General features: G+C 64.0%; 14 protein-coding genes. 6 read left to right on the plus strand and 8 right to left on the minus strand.

Going from position 1 to position 16,308, the window contains the following annotated elements; genetic code table 11:
- Positions 1-16: 16 nt before the first annotated feature.
- Positions 17-1,291, minus strand: a complete 1,275-nt coding sequence (locus tag BUE39_RS23485; RefSeq protein ID WP_073431115.1) for a serine hydroxymethyltransferase — start codon at positions 1,289-1,291, stop codon at positions 17-19.
- Between the two features lie 456 nt (positions 1,292-1,747).
- Between BUE39_RS23485 and BUE39_RS23490 the strand changes: the two genes are divergently transcribed.
- On the plus strand, positions 1,748-2,743 hold the full coding sequence (locus BUE39_RS23490) for a GlxA family transcriptional regulator (RefSeq protein ID WP_073431116.1): 996 nt from the start codon (positions 1,748-1,750) through the stop codon (positions 2,741-2,743).
- A 23-nt stretch (positions 2,744-2,766) separates the two neighbouring features.
- On the opposite strand, the gene BUE39_RS23495 is transcribed toward BUE39_RS23490, so the two are convergent.
- Both BUE39_RS23495 and fdhA read right to left on the minus strand, forming a co-directional pair.
- Positions 2,767-4,080: an MFS transporter gene (locus BUE39_RS23495; RefSeq protein ID WP_073431117.1), complete on the minus strand. Its 1,314-nt coding sequence runs from the start codon at positions 4,078-4,080 to the stop codon at positions 2,767-2,769.
- Between the two features lie 387 nt (positions 4,081-4,467).
- A complete protein-coding gene (gene fdhA / locus BUE39_RS23500; protein ID WP_073431118.1) occupies positions 4,468-5,667 on the minus strand; it encodes a formaldehyde dehydrogenase, glutathione-independent in 1,200 nt (399 codons plus the stop codon).
- Between the two features lie 272 nt (positions 5,668-5,939).
- Here fdhA and betI point away from each other — a divergent pair, with 272 nt between their 5' ends.
- The 5 genes from betI (at position 5,940) to BUE39_RS23525 (ending at position 10,379) form a co-directional block, all read left to right on the plus strand.
- A complete protein-coding gene (betI, locus tag BUE39_RS23505; RefSeq protein ID WP_073431119.1) occupies positions 5,940-6,527 on the plus strand; it encodes a transcriptional regulator BetI in 588 nt (195 codons plus the stop codon).
- Between the two features lie 28 nt (positions 6,528-6,555).
- Positions 6,556-8,025, plus strand: coding sequence for a betaine-aldehyde dehydrogenase (betB, locus tag BUE39_RS23510; RefSeq protein WP_073431120.1), 1,470 nt, complete (start codon positions 6,556-6,558; stop codon positions 8,023-8,025).
- Positions 8,026-8,037: 12 nt separating this feature from the next.
- A complete protein-coding gene (gene betA / locus BUE39_RS23515; protein WP_073431121.1) occupies positions 8,038-9,723 on the plus strand; it encodes a choline dehydrogenase in 1,686 nt (561 codons plus the stop codon).
- A 78-nt stretch (positions 9,724-9,801) separates the two neighbouring features.
- Positions 9,802-10,020, plus strand: a complete 219-nt coding sequence (locus tag BUE39_RS23520; RefSeq protein ID WP_073431122.1) for a ribbon-helix-helix protein, CopG family — start codon at positions 9,802-9,804, stop codon at positions 10,018-10,020.
- Positions 10,014-10,379: a type II toxin-antitoxin system VapC family toxin gene (locus tag BUE39_RS23525; protein WP_073431123.1), complete on the plus strand. Its 366-nt coding sequence runs from the start codon at positions 10,014-10,016 to the stop codon at positions 10,377-10,379. The genes BUE39_RS23520 and BUE39_RS23525 overlap by 7 nt, the downstream gene beginning before the upstream one ends.
- A 74-nt stretch (positions 10,380-10,453) precedes the next feature.
- On the opposite strand, the gene BUE39_RS23530 is transcribed toward BUE39_RS23525, so the two are convergent.
- The 5 genes from BUE39_RS23530 to BUE39_RS23550 form a co-directional block, all read right to left on the minus strand.
- Positions 10,454-11,872, minus strand: a complete 1,419-nt coding sequence (locus tag BUE39_RS23530; protein WP_073431124.1) for an MFS transporter — start codon at positions 11,870-11,872, stop codon at positions 10,454-10,456.
- A 144-nt stretch (positions 11,873-12,016) separates the two neighbouring features.
- Positions 12,017-12,280, minus strand: coding sequence for a hypothetical protein (locus BUE39_RS23535; protein ID WP_073431125.1), 264 nt, complete (start codon positions 12,278-12,280; stop codon positions 12,017-12,019).
- 57 nt (positions 12,281-12,337) lie between these two features.
- On the minus strand, positions 12,338-12,994 hold the full coding sequence (locus tag BUE39_RS23540) for a sarcosine oxidase subunit gamma (protein WP_073431126.1): 657 nt from the start codon (positions 12,992-12,994) through the stop codon (positions 12,338-12,340).
- Positions 12,984-15,986, minus strand: coding sequence for a sarcosine oxidase subunit alpha family protein (locus BUE39_RS23545; protein ID WP_073431127.1), 3,003 nt, complete (start codon positions 15,984-15,986; stop codon positions 12,984-12,986). The genes BUE39_RS23540 and BUE39_RS23545 overlap by 11 nt, the downstream gene beginning before the upstream one ends.
- Positions 15,983-16,297 (minus strand): sarcosine oxidase subunit delta, encoded by a 315-nt coding sequence (locus tag BUE39_RS23550; RefSeq protein WP_073431128.1) that lies wholly within the window; start codon positions 16,295-16,297, stop codon positions 15,983-15,985. Before BUE39_RS23550 ends, BUE39_RS23545 begins: the two co-directional genes overlap by 4 nt.
- Positions 16,298-16,308: the final 11 nt, after the last annotated feature.

Below are 16,308 nucleotides of genomic sequence, written 5' to 3' on the forward strand. Positions count from 1 at the left end.
TGTGCTCCAGGCGTTCTCAGTAGATGGGGAAGCGTTCGCACAGCGCGAAAATCTCGCGGCGCACGCGTTGTTCGGTGGCGGCGTCGCCTTCGGGGTGGTCGCGCAGCGCGTCGAGCACCTCGACGATCAGCCGCCCGATTTCGCGGAATTCGCTCACGCCGAAGCCGCGCGTCGTGCCCGCCGGCGTGCCGAGGCGAATGCCGGAAGTGACCGTCGGCTTCTCTGTATCGAACGGAATGCCGTTCTTGTTGCAGGTAATGCCGGCGCGCTCCAGCGCCTGCTCGACCTGGTTGCCCTTGAGACCCTTCGGGCGCAGATCGACCAGCAGCAGATGGTTGTCGGTGCCGCCCGTCACCAGATCGACGCCGCCTGCCTTCAACACTTCGCCGAGCGCCTGCGCGTTGGCGAGCACGCTGTCGATATAAGTCTTGAAGCCGGGTTGCAGCGCCTCGCCGAACGCCACCGCCTTGCCTGCGATCACGTGCATCAGCGGGCCGCCTTGCAAGCCGGGGAACACCGCGGAGTTGATCTTTTTGGCGATGTCTTCGTCATTCGTCAGGACAAAGCCGCCGCGCGGGCCGCGCAACGTCTTGTGCGTGGTCGAGGTGACCACGTGCGCATGGTCGACCGGATTCTGGTGACGCCCCGCCGCGATCACGCCGGCAATGTGCGCCATGTCCACCATCAGCTTCGCGCCCACGCCATCGGCAATCGCGCGCAGCCGTGCGAAATCGAGCGCGCGCGGATAAGCCGAGAAGCCGGCGATCAACAGAGCCGGTTTATGCTGCTGTGCGAGTTCCTCGATCTGCTCGTAATCGATCAGCATCGTGTCGCGATTGACGCCATACTGCACCGCGTTGAACCACTTGCCCGACATTGCCGGCTTCGCGCCGTGCGTGAGGTGGCCGCCCGCGTCGAGCGACATGCCGAGCACCGTGTCGCCCGGCTTCACCAGCGCGAGCATCACCGCGCCGTTGGCCTGCGCGCCGGAATGCGGCTGCACGTTGGCGAATTTCGCGTTGAAGAGTTGCTTGATGCGATCGAGCGCAAGCGTCTCGATCACGTCCACGTATTCGCAACCGCCGTAGTAACGCTTGCCCGGATAGCCTTCCGCATACTTGTTGGTCAGCACCGAGCCTTGCGCTTCGAGCACCGCGCGCGACACGATGTTTTCCGACGCGATCAACTCGACTTGCGACTGCTGGCGCTCAAGCTCTTTCAAAACAGCGCCGCGCACCGCGGCATCGCGCGTGGCCAGCGATTCTTCGAAGAAGGGATTCGGGTTCGACATGGAAGGGTCCGTGAAGTCGTTGACGGAAAGGCCGGAAAGCGCCGCTCAGTGGATCGTTTGAGCCCTGCCGCCGCCGGTCTGCATTGCGTCTATTCTTGACGTTCGCCCCGCGCGCCAATTTATGAATTCAGACGTGTTCTTTGCCTTTTCCGCCATGCCCGTCCTTTTTTCACAAGTCGGCGCTGACGCGCTTTCTCCGCCGATCTTCGCCGCCCAATCATCAGACGCAGGGCCGGCCTTCGTGCTGCACTGCAACCGATCGCCGCGCGCGGTTCAGGTGCGAAAAACAGGCTCGCGGCTCCGTTGTGGTGCCCCTTGTCGGGCTGTCCAACCTTAACCGGCGGCAACTGAGGGTTTAGCCTGATGGCATGGTAGTTGCACAAATACGCAAAATTGCAGGAGTCGCCGCTCCCCACGGCGACGCGACACTATAGATTCGAAGGAATCATTCCTCCCATGGCCACCGACCGCACGGCATCGTTGTCGCATTTCGCATTCATGCCGGTTCCGAACTTCACGATGATCGCTTTCACCAACGCGATCGAAGTCCTGCGCATGGCGAACTACCTGAGCGGACAGACGCTTTATCGCTGGTCGATCGTGAGTCCCGAAGGCGGACCGGTCACGGCGAGCAACGGCCTCTCGGTCGATACGGGGCCGGTGGAATGCGTCGGCCAGCCCGATATCGTGTTCGTGATCGGCGGCATCGACGTGCAGCGCGCCACCACGCCCGCCCATCTTTCCGCGTTGCGCCGCTTTGCCCGCACGGGCAGCGTGCTCGGCAGCCTGTGCACCGGCACTTATGCGCTCGCGCGCGCCGGCTTGCTGGCCGGTTATGCCTGCGCGATTCACTGGGAGAACATGTCGGCGCTCAAGGAGGAGTTTCCCGACACGCGCTTTCTGAAAGAACTGTTCGTGATCGACCGCGATCGGGTCACCTGCACGGGCGGCGTGGCGCCGCTCGACATGATGCTGAACCTGATCGCGCCGCGCGTGGGTACGGCGCGCGTCACGCAGATCGCCGAGCAGTTCATCGTCGAACATGTGCGCGACACCAGCGCGCAACAGAAAATGCCGCTGGTCGCGCGGCTAGGTTCGGCCAACAAGTCGCTCTTCGAAGTGATCTCGCTGATGGAGAACAACATCGAAGAGCCGCTTTCGCGCGAGGAACTCGCGCGCCTCGCCGGCATGTCGCAGCGGCAATTGCAGCGGCTCTTTCGCGAGCATCTCGGGATGACGCCGACGCATTACTATCTGACGCTGCGTTTGCGGCGCGCCCGCGAACTGCTGCTGCAAACCGACATGTCGATCATGCATATCACGATGGCTTGCGGCTTCCAGTCGGCTTGCCACTTCTCGAAGAGCTATCGCGACGCGTTCGGCACCGCGCCGACGCGCGAGCGTCGCAAGCAGGCGCCTTCGCTTGCGGTAGTGCCTGTGATGGCGGCCTGATTCTTCGAGCGTTCAGGTCGGGTTCACATTTCCGAGCCGACGCCGGGCGTCGCGACGGGATCAGCGGCATCAGCGGTATCGGCGGTATCGGCGGTATCGCCAACGGTAAGCGGCTCGATTCTGCCGACGATCACGAGATAACTGAGCGCACCCAGCAGGCAAGAGCCGCCTGCCACACACAGTGGCACCTTGAACGAACCATTCGTCAACGCGACCATGAAACCGGTGAATGTCGTAATGACGATGCCCGCGAGATTCGACGCGAAGTTCTGGATTCCGCCGATCGATGCAACGTGATCCGGCGTCGGCGCCACGTCGTTGGGCAGCGACAGCACACTGGCCGCGGCGAACGCGAGACTGCCATAGGCGACGCTGAAAAACGCGAGCACCAGATAGATGTTCGTCGTAAAGGCGGACAGCGTAATGACCGACGAGAGCAGCATTCCACCGACCATGCAGGATTTGCGCGCGGCCGTCAGACTCCAGCCGCGCCGGACCAGTGAATCGGACACGAAGCCGCCCAGCCAACCGGAAGGGATCGCGACGAGCGCGGGAATCATGCCGAGCGTGCCGAGCGACTTCAGCGAGAAACGGTGCGTCTGGACCAGATAGCTCGGAAACCACGTGATAAAAAAGTAAATCACGAAGTTCAGGCAGAAGAAGCCGAGCATCATTCCCCACAGCGTGCGATGGGTGAAGAGCGAACGCCAGGTGATTTTCCTACGCTTGGCGGCTCCCGATTGCACAGACGAATCGACCGCGCCGGCGCGATGTGCGCGTGAAGGATCGCGATAAATCAGCAACCATCCGACGACCCACACGAAGCCCAACGCGCCCGTGATGACAAAGGCGGCCTTCCAGCCGAAAGAACCGATGATCAACGCGACGACCGGAATCGAAAGCGCGGAGCCGACCCGGGAGCCGCTGTCGTAAATGGCGGTGGCGAAAGCGCGTTGCCGGGGCTCGAACCATTGCGACACAAGCTTCACGCAAGACGGATACGCGCCGGCTTCACCGGCGCCCAGCATCAACCGGCAGCCGAACATTCCCGCGATGCCGGTCGGCACTGCCGTCAGCATGGTGAACAGCGACCACCAGCCCACGGCGAGAGGCAGTGCGATGCGCGCGCCGACGCGGTCGACGAACCAGCCGAACGGCATCTGCATGAGCGCGTAGGTCCAGAAGAACCCGCTCAATACCAGGCCCATTTCAGTCGGGCCTAGGCCTAGCGCGCGCTGAATCTGCGGCGCGGCGACCGCAAGATTCGCGCGGTCGACGTAGTTCACCAGATTGGCCAGAAAGCAGAGAAAAATCACGGTCCAACGTGTGTTGCTCATCAATGCTCTCGTGGCAGAAGCGGGATTTTTTCGTTGCGCTGTGGCTGACGAATAGCGCGCTTTGAACCGAACAGGTCGCGCGCGAGCGATCGTCCGGCGCGACACGCGGCGAAAGGATAGCAGAGGTGAGCGGTTGATCGCCCGACATTCTGGCGCGTGGGCACAGTTCGGGCTGGTGAGAGGTGGAGTGCTTGGCGCTCGGAGAGAGCGACGGATGAGTGCGACGCAGCGAGAGCATCCGCGCGCGTCAATTTCCCGGCATTGCATGCACGGACGCGCCGGCCTTGATACCGTCTGCGATTGCCTGCGATTGCGCACGGCAATCGGACGAGCGGGACCGCGAACGATGCGATCCCGCCAGCCCGCTTTATGTTGCCTGATGCTGCTTTACGCCGCTTTCAACAACCCATGCGGGTCGATCACAAACTTGCGCGGCGCGCCGCCGTCGAACTGCCGGTAACCATCGGGCGCCTGATCGAGCGACACCACCGTCACGTTGACGATATCCGCGATCGGCAAGCGGTCCCACAAGATCGCCTGCATCAGATTGTGGTTGTACTTCATCACCGGCGTTTGCCCGGTATGGAACGAATGCGACTTGGCCCAGCCGAGACCGAAGCGGATGCTCAGACTGCCCTTGCGCGCAGCGGCGTCGGCGGCGCCCGGATCGTCCGTGACGTACAGGCCCGGAATGCCGATCGCGCCCGCGGCCCGCGTGATTTCCATCAACGAATTGAGCACCGTGGCCGGCGCTTCCTCATGCGAGCCGCTGCTGCCGTGGCCGTGCGCCTCGAAGCCGACGCAGTCCACCGCGCAGTCCACCTCCGGCTTGCCGAGAATCTGTTCGATCTGTTCGCCGAGCGTGGCGTCTTTGGACAGGTCGATCGTCTCGAAGCCCATCTTGCGCGCATGCGCGAGGCGCGCCTCGTTCATGTCGCCGACGATCGTGCAGGCCGCGCCCAGCAGACGCGCCGACGCGGCCGCCGCCATGCCCACCGGCCCCGCGCCCGCGATATAAACGGTGGCGCCGGGCTTCACGCCCGCCATCACCGCGCCGTGATAGCCGGTCGGCAGAATGTCGGAAAGGCACGTGAGGTCGCGGATTTTCGACATCGCCTGCGCGCGGTCGGGGAATTTCAGCAGATTGAAGTCGGCGTACGGCACCATCACGTATTCGGCCTGGCCGCCGATCCAGCCGCCCATGTCGACGTAGCCATAAGCGCCGCCCGCGCGCGACGGATTCACGTTCAGGCACACGCCGGTGTGCTGCGCCTTGCAGGTCGGGCAGCGTCCGCAGGCGACGTTGAACGGCACGGAAACGAGATCGCCGATGCTCAGCGTCTCGACGTCGCGGCCGATTTCGATCACCTCGCCGGTAATCTCGTGGCCGAGCACGAGGCCGACCTCGGCGGTGGTCCGGCCGCGCACCATATGCTGGTCGGAGCCGCAAATATTCGTGCTCACCACCTTCAGGATCACGCCGTGGCCGATCGCCCGGCCACGTGGATCGACCATCTTCGGATAGTCGATCGACTGCACTTCCACCTTGCCCTGCCCCAGATACACGACGCCGCGATTGCTGCTCATTGTCTGTCTCCATGTCTTGTGAGCGGCGTGCGAGACCGTCTGCAACACGCCGTTCAACGAGCGTAGCGCCCGCTGAGCCACGGACATGTACTGAACGCGACATGGGTTTGGCCGGAACCGACACGCGCGGCGCAACCGCCGTCCACGCTGATGCAACCCGGTTTTTATTGATTGACCGTTCAATATAAAAAACCTAACATGGCCCATCGAATCCACGGCCGGCGACCGGGTTTAGCCGCCCTTGGCCATCTGAAGCCCGCCCCAACAGCACCATGCCCAAACTTGGAATGCGCGAAGTCCGCCGCGCTCAACTGATCGACGCGACCTTGCTCACCATCGACCAGACCGGCCTCGCGGGCGCGACGCTCGCCTCGGTCGCGCAGCGCGCGAGTACTTCCACCGGCATCGTCAGCCACTATTTCGGCGACAAGGACGGCTTGCTCGAAGCCACCATGCGCCATGTGCTGCGCGATCTGTGGCAAGCCACGTCGCGCCGGCGCCGCGCGGCGAAAGCCGATCCGCGCTCGAAACTGCGCGCGGTGGTGGCCGCGAATTTCGACGCCGAGCAGACCAGCGGTCCGGTCATGAAAACCTGGCTCGCTTTCTGGTCCGAAAGCATGCACAAGCCGCAGTTGCGGCGGCTGCAATACGTGAACACACGGCGCCTGAATTCGAACCTGTACGCGGATTTTTCGCAGGCGCTGCCGCGCGCGGCGGCGCGGCGCGCGGCAAGCGGCCTGGCGGCGTTGATCGACGGCTTATGGCTGCGCGGCGCGTTGTCGGGCGAACCGTTCGATACGAAGGCGGCGCTGCGCCTCGCGAACGAATACATCGATCTGGTTTTGCAGGCACGCAGCTAGGCCGGCGACATTTTTAAAGGAGCAAGTCATGGCGGTATTCGCAACGCAACGTCTCTATATCGGCGGCGCCTACGTCGACGCAACCGGCGGAGAAACCTTCGACACGTTCGACCCCGCCACTGGCGAAACGCTCGCCATGGTGCAGCAGGCAACGGCGGCCGACGTCGATCGCGCGGTGCGATCCGCGCGCGACGGTCAGCGTGAATGGGCCGCGCTCACGGCGATGCAGCGCTCGCGCATTCTGCGCCGCGCGGTCGAGCTTCTGCGCGAGCGCAACGACGAGCTCGCCGCGCTCGAAACGCGCGACACCGGCAAGCCGATTGCCGAGACGCTGGCGGTCGATATCGTGACCGGCGCGGACGTCATCGAGTATTACGCCGGGCTTGCCACCGCGATCGAAGGACAACAGATTCCGTTGCGCCCGTCGTCGTTCGTTTATACGCGGCGCGAACCGCTCGGTGTATGCGCGGGCATCGGCGCATGGAATTACCCGATCCAGATCGCGTGCTGGAAGTCGGCGCCCGCGCTGGCGGCCGGCAATGCGATGATCTTCAAGCCGAGCGAAATCACGCCGCTGTCGGCGCTGAAGCTCGCTGAGATTTATACCGAAGCCGGCGTGCCGGCGGGCGTATTCAACGTCGTGCAAGGCGATGGGCGCGTGGGCGCGATGCTAGCCGCGCATCCCGACATCGAGAAGATTTCGTTCACGGGCGGCGTCGAAACCGGCAAGAAGGTAATGTCGCTGGCGGGCGCATCGTCGCTGAAGGAAGTGACGATGGAACTCGGCGGCAAGTCGCCGCTGCTCGTGTTCGACGACGCCAATCTCGAACGCGCCGCCGACATCGCGATGAGCGCCAACTTCTTCAGTTCCGGCCAGGTTTGCACCAACGGCACGCGGGTTTTCGTGCAACGCGGCGTGCTCGAACAGTTCGAAGCGCTCGTGCTGGAACGCGTGAAACGCATTCGCGTGGGCGCGCCCACCCACGCTGACACCAACTTCGGCCCACTCGTGAGCGCCGCCCAATTGCAGAAAGTGCTCGGCTACATCGAGAGCGGCGTACAGGAAGGCGCGCGATTGATGGCGGGCGGCAAGCGCATTTCCGAAGGGCATTTCGGCAACGGCCAATACGTCGAGCCCACGGTGTTCACCGGCTGCCATGACGACATGCGCATCGTGCGTGAGGAAATCTTCGGCCCGGTGATGAGCATCCTCGCGTTCGACGAAGAGGACGAAGCAATCGCGCGCGCGAACAAGACCGCTTACGGTCTCGCCGCCGGCGTGGTGACGGAGAACCTGTCCCGCGCGCATCGCGTGATTCATCAACTGGAAGCCGGCATCTGCTGGATCAACACATGGGGCGAGTCGCCCGCGGAAATGCCGGTGGGCGGCTACAAGCAATCGGGCGTCGGCCGCGAGAACGGCATCACCACGCTCGAGCACTACACGCGCATCAAGTCCGTGCAGGTCGAACTCGGCCCGTATCAACCGGTGTTCTGAGGAGTGGCGGAGATGGCTTCGAATGAATACGACTACATCATCGTCGGCGCGGGTTCGGCGGGCAACGTGCTCGCCTCGCGCCTGACCGAGGACGCGGACGCGACCGTGCTGCTGCTCGAAGCAGGCGGCCCCGATTACCGTTTCGACTTTCGCACGCAGATGCCCGCCGCGCTCGCGTATCCGCTGCAAGGGCGGCGCTACAACTGGGCGTATGAGACCGACCCCGAGCCGCACATGAACAACCGTCGCATGGAATGCGGCCGCGGCAAGGGGCTCGGCGGGTCGTCGCTGATCAACGGCATGTGCTACATACGCGGCAATGCGCTCGATTACGACGGCTGGGCGACGCGTCCCGGTCTGGAAAACTGGACTTATCTGGATTGCCTGCCCTACTTCCGCAAGGCCGAAACGCGCGATGTCGGCGCGAACGCGTATCACGGCGGCGACGGTCCCGTGCATGTGACCACGAGCAAGCCGGGCAATAACCCTTTGTTCGCCGCGATGGTCGAGGCCGGCGTGCAAGCGGGCTTTCCGCGCACCGACGATCTGAACGGCTATCAGCAGGAAGGCTTCGGGCCGATGGATCGCACCGTCACCGCGAATGGCCGGCGTGCGAGCACGGCGCGCGGCTATCTGGATCGCGCGAAGGCGCGGCCGAATCTGACGATCGTCACGCATGCCATGACCGATCGCGTGTTGTTCTCGGGCAAGCGCGCGGTCGGCGTCGCGTATCTGCATCACGGGAACGCGGTGAATGCGCATGCGCGCCGCGAAGTGCTGGTGTGCAGCGGCGCGATTGCGTCGCCGCAATTACTGCAGCGCTCGGGCGTGGGCCGCTCCACGTGGCTGCGCGAACTCGATGTTCCGCTCGTGCATGATCTGCCGGGTGTCGGTGAAAATCTGCAGGACCATCTGGAGATGTATATCCAGTACGAATGCAAGGAACCGGTGTCGCTGTATCCCGCGCTGCAATGGTGGAATCAGCCGGCGATCGGACTCGAATGGATGCTCAACGGCACGGGCATCGGCGCGAGCAACCAGTTCGAGGCGGGCGGCTTCATCCGCACTCGCGACGACGATTTGTGGCCGAACATCCAGTATCACTTTCTGCCGGTGGCGATCAACTACAACGGTTCGAATGCGATCAGGATGCACGGCTTCCAGGCGCACGTCGGTTCGATGCGCTCGCCGAGCCGTGGCCGTGTGAAGCTCACGTCACGCGATCCGGCCGCGCATCCAGGCATCCTGTTCAACTACATGGCCGATCCGCTCGACTGGCGCGAGTTCCGCGACGGCATTCGCATCACGCGCGAGATCATGCGGCAACCGGCGCTCGACCGTTATCGCGGCCGCGAACTGAATCCGGGCGCCGATTTGACGACCGACGAACAGCTCGACGCCTTCGTGCGGATGCGTGCGGAAACCGCGTTTCATCCGTCATGCTCGTGCAAGATGGGTTACGACGACATGGCCGTGGTCGACAGCGAGGGGCGCGTGCATGGCATGGAAGCGCTGCGCGTGGTCGATGCGTCGATCATGCCGCAAATCACCACCGGCAATCTGAACGCGCCGACCATCATGCTCGCGGAGAAGATCGCGGACCGGATTCGCGGCCGCGAAGCGTTGGCGCGAGTGGAGACGCCGTATTTCGTGGCGAATGGGGTGGTGGCGCGGAAACGGGAGGGGGTGGCGGTTTGACGGGAACCCGGTGACGCAGGACTCTGCAAAAGCTCGCTGGTTGATATATGATATGTATATATCGAAAGGGAGGCATTAATGAGCCGGATTCTGATTGATCTGCCCGATTCGCAGGTTGAAGAACTGGCGTTGCTCGTAGAGTCGGAGCAACGCCCTCGCGCCGCGGTTATTCGCGACGCAATCGAGGCGTATATCGCCCAGCATAAGCGCGTGCTGGGAAATGACGTTTTCGGACTGTGGAAAAACAGAAAAGTCGATGGCCTTGAGTACCAGCGAGAATTGCGCTCGGAATGGTAAAAGCTCTTTTCGACACAAACATCCTGATCGACTATCTCGGCGGCGTCGGCGGAGCGAAGAAAGAGCTTGCGCGCTATGAGTATCGAGCGATCAGCATCATCACATGGATGGAAGTCCTTGTTGGGGCAACCCCGGAAGACGAAGCCTCGATTCGCGGATGGCTTGGCTCGTTCGACGTGATTGCGCTGGACAGCACAATTGCAAACCGTGCGGTTGAGATTCGCAAACAGAAGCGCATCCGTCTGCCCGACGCGATTGTTTGGGCGTCGGCGCAGGTGAATTCCTTGCTGCTGGTATCGCGCAATGTCAAGGACTTTCCTGCGAACGAACCCGGCGTTCGAGTGCCTTACAAAGTCTAACCACCCGGCGATTCCAGAAAGCCCCAAGGCCGCGACAACGTCGCGGCCTTTTTAACACCCGCCTCCTGCAACCCTCACTCCCGCACCGGACTCAACACCCCCTGCCCGTCCGTCTCCACCGCTTCGGACACGAGCGTCTCCAACGCCAATCCACGCGTCTCGATCCCCAGTACCCACACCGCCGCGGCCGCGATCACAAAACACATCGCACCGAGCGAAAACACGCCGCCTTGCCCGAACACCGGCAGCACGACGCCGACCACATACGGCCCGATCAACGAACCCACCCGCCCAATCGCGGACGCAAACCCCGAACCGGTAGCGCGCGCGCCCGTGCCGTAAAGCTCCGGCGTATAGGTGTAAAGCACCGCCCACATCGCGAACAGAAAGAACTGCATCGCGAGCCCGGCGCAGATCAGCAGCGCCGGCGTTTGTGCATGCAACGCGGTCTGTCCATAGACATACGCCATCACCGCGCTGCCCGCGAGCGAAGCAATACAGGTCGGCTTGCGTCCCCACCGCTCGACCAGCCACGCCGCGCAAATAAAGCCCGGAATCCCGCCGAGCGAAATCAGCACCGTGTACAACACCGACTTCGTCACCGCGAAACCGGCCTGCTGCATCAACGCGCCGAGCCACGAGGTCAGCCCGTAGAATCCGAGCAACGCGAAGAACCACAGCGTCCACACCATGATCGTGCGGCGCCGGTAGGCGATGCTCCAGATCTCGCGGAATGCGCCCGTCCCCTTCGCCACTGCCGGCTCCGCGAGCATCACGGGCGCGCGCAACTGGCTCAGCCCCGCCGCCTTCATCACTTTCACTTCGATCTGCGCGAGTACTTTGTCCGCCTCGGCGATGCGTCCGCGATGTTCGAGCCAGCGCGGCGATTCCGGCACGACGCGGCGCACGACCAGCACGAATACCGCCGGAATCGCGAGCAGCGCGAACTCGGTGCGCCACCCTAGCGTCGGCAACACGAAATACGACACCACGCCCGCCGTGATGAAGCCGAGCGGCCAGAAGCCGTCCATCAGCGCGATCAAACGTCCGCGCGACGCAGCCGGCACGAACTCCGACAGCAGCGTTTGCGCAATCGGAAACTCCATGCCCATGCCGAAGCCGAGCAGCACGCGATAAAAGATCAGCGCCTCGACGCTCTGCGCGGTCGAGCAGAGGTATGACGCCAGCCCCCACAACACCATGCTCCACTGAAACACGGGCCGTCGTCCGAAACGATCCGCGAGCAATCCGGCAATCGCCGCACCGCCCACCATGCCGAAGAAGCTCGCGCTCGCAACCAACCCCGTCGTCGCGGTCGACAGATGAAACTCCGTCTTGATCGAGCCGAGCACGAAGGTCATCGTGCCGAGATCGACGGAGTCGAAGAAGAACGCGATCGCGATGATGATGAAGATGGTCCGGTGATAACCGGAAAACGGCAGGCGTTCGAGTCGCGCGGCTGCGCTCGCGCGAGGCTGAAAAGCGGTGGACATGTCATCCCCTCATTGATGCGGCGGCTGCCGCGTGGCTGTTCCGATCGGTGTTTTCAGTAGACGCCGACATAAATCGGCCACATAGAAGAAATGCGTCATCGGAATGGAACGGGGGCGTCGTTCCTCGACCGCGATGCGAAAGCGTTACGCCCGCAGCCGCGCCCGCGCCGCGCCGGCAATGCGCGCGAGCGCATCCGCGCTCAGGCGCGCGGCGATTTTCTCGACGTAGTCGTGATGCCGCGCCTGCAGCGGCGCGCCGAGTTGCTGCGCGAGCAGATAGCGGATCAGCGCGATGCGCCGGTGCCGCAACTCGATGCTCTGTTCGAGCAGCGCGAGCGCGGCGTGCGCATCGCCCTGTTGAAACGCGCGCTCGGTGAGGCGCGCGGTGGCTAGACGTGTCGACGTCATGTCGGTCGATCGCGAGGCAAGCCGCGAGCGGTGCGGGCAAGCACCGCTCGCCGCGTCTCACGACATCAGCGGCTCGGCGGCGTCGAGCATGATCTTGACGAAGTAGTCCGCGAAGCTGCGGCGCACGACGAGATCGAAACTATCCGGCCCGGTGGGCAGCAGCGTCATCGATGCCTTGAAATAATGGCTTTGCGCGCACTGTCCTTCACCGAACAGCTTGGGATGCAGGTCGAGCGGGCACCCGCGCGCGAGCACCTCGCGCACACGCGTGCCGCTGATTTCGAGCACCGTATAGCCGCTGCCGATATCCACCGCCGAAGCAAACACGCCGGCAAACGCGGCGCCGAGCTTCGCTTGCAGCGGCGCGGTGCGCGACGCGTCGTGCGCCGTCGCCGAGCATGCCAGCCATTCGTCCGGCCCGAGCCACAACAGGTCGTAGCCGTTGCCGCGCGCCATCGTGTTCGCCTTCTCCGGCGGCCGGCAGCCGAGCACGCTTTCCACGGCACGCACAAACGCCGCGTCGCGCGTATCGCCGCGCACGTTCACCAGTTCCAGAAACGGCCGCTCGCTCAGCCGGAACGCGGCGGACGCCGTGGCCTGATGCTTCTTCAGCAGCGCATCCGTGCCGACCAGCGGCGACTCCTGCCACACGCCGGTTTGCTTGCCGACGGCGCGATCCACCACCGACGCCGTCCCTCCTGTTTCATTCCACATGTTGACGTGCTCCTTCGCTGTCGTAGAACACCGAACTGGTGACCTTGGCCGCAATCTGCCTGCCGCTGGAAAGCGGGATGGTGACGGTTTCGCCGATCTTGTCGAGACCGCCCTTCACGACCGCCATCGCGATCGAGCGCTTCAGGATCGGGCTGTAATAGCTCGACGTGACGTGGCCGAGCATCGGCGCGGTGTCGCCCTGGAATGGGCCGGCGACGATCTGCGAGCCCTCGGGAATCACGAACGACGGATCGTCCGCGAGCAATCCCACCAGTTGCTTGCGCCCCGTCTTCGCCGTATCGGAGCGCGTGAGCGAACGCTTGCCGAGAAAGTCCTTCGACTTCGCGACGAGCCCGCCCATGCCGAGATCGTAGGGCGTCATCGAGCCGTCCGTATCCTGGCCGACGATGATGTAGCCCTTCTCCGCGCGCAGCACGTGCATGGTTTCCGTGCCGTAGGGCGTGATGTCGAACTCCGCGCCCGCGGCCATCAGCGCTTCCCACACCGCGCGCCCGACGTTGGCCGGCACGTTCACCTCATAAGCGAGTTCGCCGGAGAAGCTGATCCGCATCACGCGCGACGCCGCGCCCGCGATCGTGCCTTCGCGATAGCTCATGAACGGGAACGCGGCGTTCGCGAAGTCGATGTCGCGGCACACCTTCTGCAAGACCTTGCGGCTGTTCGGACCGACCACCGCGAAAGTGGCCCAGTGGTCCGTGACCGACGCGAGCCGCACGCGCATGTCGGGCCATTCGGTTTGCAGCCAGCGTTCGAGCCACGTGAGCACACGCGCGGCGCCGCCCGTCGTGGTGGTCATCATGTAATGCTGATCGGCGAGGCGCACCGTCACGCCGTCGTCGAAGATCATGCCGTTCTCGTCGAGCATCAGGCCGTAGCGGCACTTGCCGACTTCCAGCTTGCTCCACGGATTCGTATAGACCCAGTTCAGCAGCTTCGCCGAATCGGGGCCCTGAATGTCGATCTTGCCGAGCGTCGAGGCGTCGAGAATGCCGACGCTCGTGCGCACCGCGAGCGACTCGCGCGCCACCGCCGCGTGCATGTCCTCGCCGGCTTTCGGGTAATACCAGGGACGCTTCCAGTTGCCGACGTCCTCGAACGCCGCGCCGTTTTGCACATGCCATTCGTGCACCGCGGTCTTGCGCACCGGATCGAGAAACTCGCCCAACTCGCGGCCCGCGAACGTGCCGAACGTGACCGGCGTGTAGTTGGGCCGGAACGTCGTCGTGCCGGTCTCGGGAATCGTCTTGCCGAGCGCCTGCGCGAGAATCGCCATGCCGTTGATGTTGCCGAGCTTGCCCTGATCGGTGCCGAAGCCCATCGCCGTGTAGCGCTTCACGTGCTCGACCGATTCGAAACCCTCGCGCGCCGCGAGGAAAATATCGGCCGCCGACACGTCGTTCTGGAAATCGACGAACTGCTTCGGCCCACGCGTGGCGAGTTCGCGTCCGCCGACGAGCCACAGCGGCTGCATCTTCGCTTCCGCGATGTCGGCGACTTGCACCGGATTCGGCCGCGCGACGATATGACCGGCGGCGCGCGCCGCCTCGACGCCCGCATCCATCGCGACACGGATGCCTTGACCCAGCGTGAAGTCGCCCGCGCAAGCGCCGACGCTCGTTTCCGGCTGCATCGCCTTGCCCGGCACGAAGCAGGCTTTTTCGTCATGCCAGTGCGCCTTGCCGCCCGACTGCGCGAACAGATGCAGCACCGGGCTCCAGCCGCCGGACATCGCCAGCAGATCGCAAGCGAGTTCGCCCTGCTTCGCGCCGACCTGGCCGTTCGAATACGACGCGACCTCCACCGAGTCGACGCGCAGCTTGCCGTGCGCCGCCGTGATCGCCACGCCGTTCATCACCTTCACGCCATAGCGCCGCGCGAGCGCCGGCAGCGTGCCCTTCGATTCGCCCGCGCGCGGATCGACCACCGTCACCTGCGCGCCGGCCGTCTTCAGGTCGAGCGCGCATTGATAGCCGTCGTCGTTGTTGGTGAACACCACCGCGTTGCGCCCCGGCAGCACCGCATAGCGATGCAGATACGTGGACACGGCCGAAGCCAGCATCACGCCCGGCAGATCGTTGTTGCCGAATACGATCGGCCGTTCATGCGCGCCGGTCGCGAGAATCACGCGTTTGGCGCGGATCTTCCACATCAGTTCGCGCGTGCCCTTGCGTTGCGACACCGGCAGATGCTCGGTGAGCCGCTGCGTGACCGTGACGAGATTGTGGTCCTGATAGCCGAATGCGGTGCTGCGGCAGAGGATTTTCACGTCGGGCATTTGCCGCAGTTCGTCCTCGATCTTATGCACCCATTGCAACGCGGGCTTGCCGTCGATATCCGTGCGGCACGACAGCAGCGAGCCGCCGAGTTCCGGCTGATCGTCGACCAGGGTCACGCGCGCGCCGGACAGCGCCGCCGCGTGCGCGGCCGCGAGGCCGGTCGGGCCGCCGCCGACCACCAGCACGTCGCAATGCGCAAAGCACTTGTCGTAGCGGTCGGCGTCGGTGTGCTCGGGCGCCTTGCCGAGACCGGCCGCATCGCGAATCACTTCTTCGTACTTCGGCCAGAACTTGCGCGGCCACATGAAGGTCTTGTAGTAGAAGCCCGCCGGAATGAAGCGCGCGATCTTCTGATTGACCGCCATGCGGTCTTTCTCGATGCTCGGCTTCGCGTTCACGCTGGTGGCGACGAGCCCCTGATACAACTCCACCTCGGTGGCGCGCGCATTCGGCACGGTGTACGCACCGGTTTCGAGTTGCACGATCGCATTCGGCTCTTCCACGCCCGCCGTCACGATGCCGCGCGGCCGGTGATATTTCCAGCTACGTGCGACGAAATGCACGCCGTTCGCGAGCAAGGCCGAAGCCAGCGTGTCGCCCTGATAGCCCTGATACTTGCGGCCGTTGAACGTGAAGCTCAACACGATCGCGCGGTTGATGCGCCCGCCGCTCGGCAGTCGGTCTTTCTGGCTCATGATGCCTTACCCTCGTTTGCTTGACCCTCGTTGCCGCCCATCGTGAGCAGCGGACGCTCGAACGTCTCGTAGCCTTGAATCTCGTAGCTCACGGTGTCGCGCTGCGCCTTGAACCAGCGGCGACAGCCTTGCGCGTGCAGCCATTGCTCGTGATGCACGCCGCGCGGATTCTTGCGCATGAACAGGTAGTCGCCCCATTCCTTATCGGTGAGTTTGTCGGTGTCGAGCGGGCGGGCGATGTCCGCCTCGCCGCCGCAGGAAAATTCGGTTTCGGCGCGTGGCCCGCACCACGGGCATTCGATCAGCAGCATGTTCCTTTCTC

The organism is Paraburkholderia terricola (assembly GCF_900142195.1).
Taxonomy (GTDB): domain Bacteria; phylum Pseudomonadota; class Gammaproteobacteria; order Burkholderiales; family Burkholderiaceae; genus Paraburkholderia; species Paraburkholderia terricola.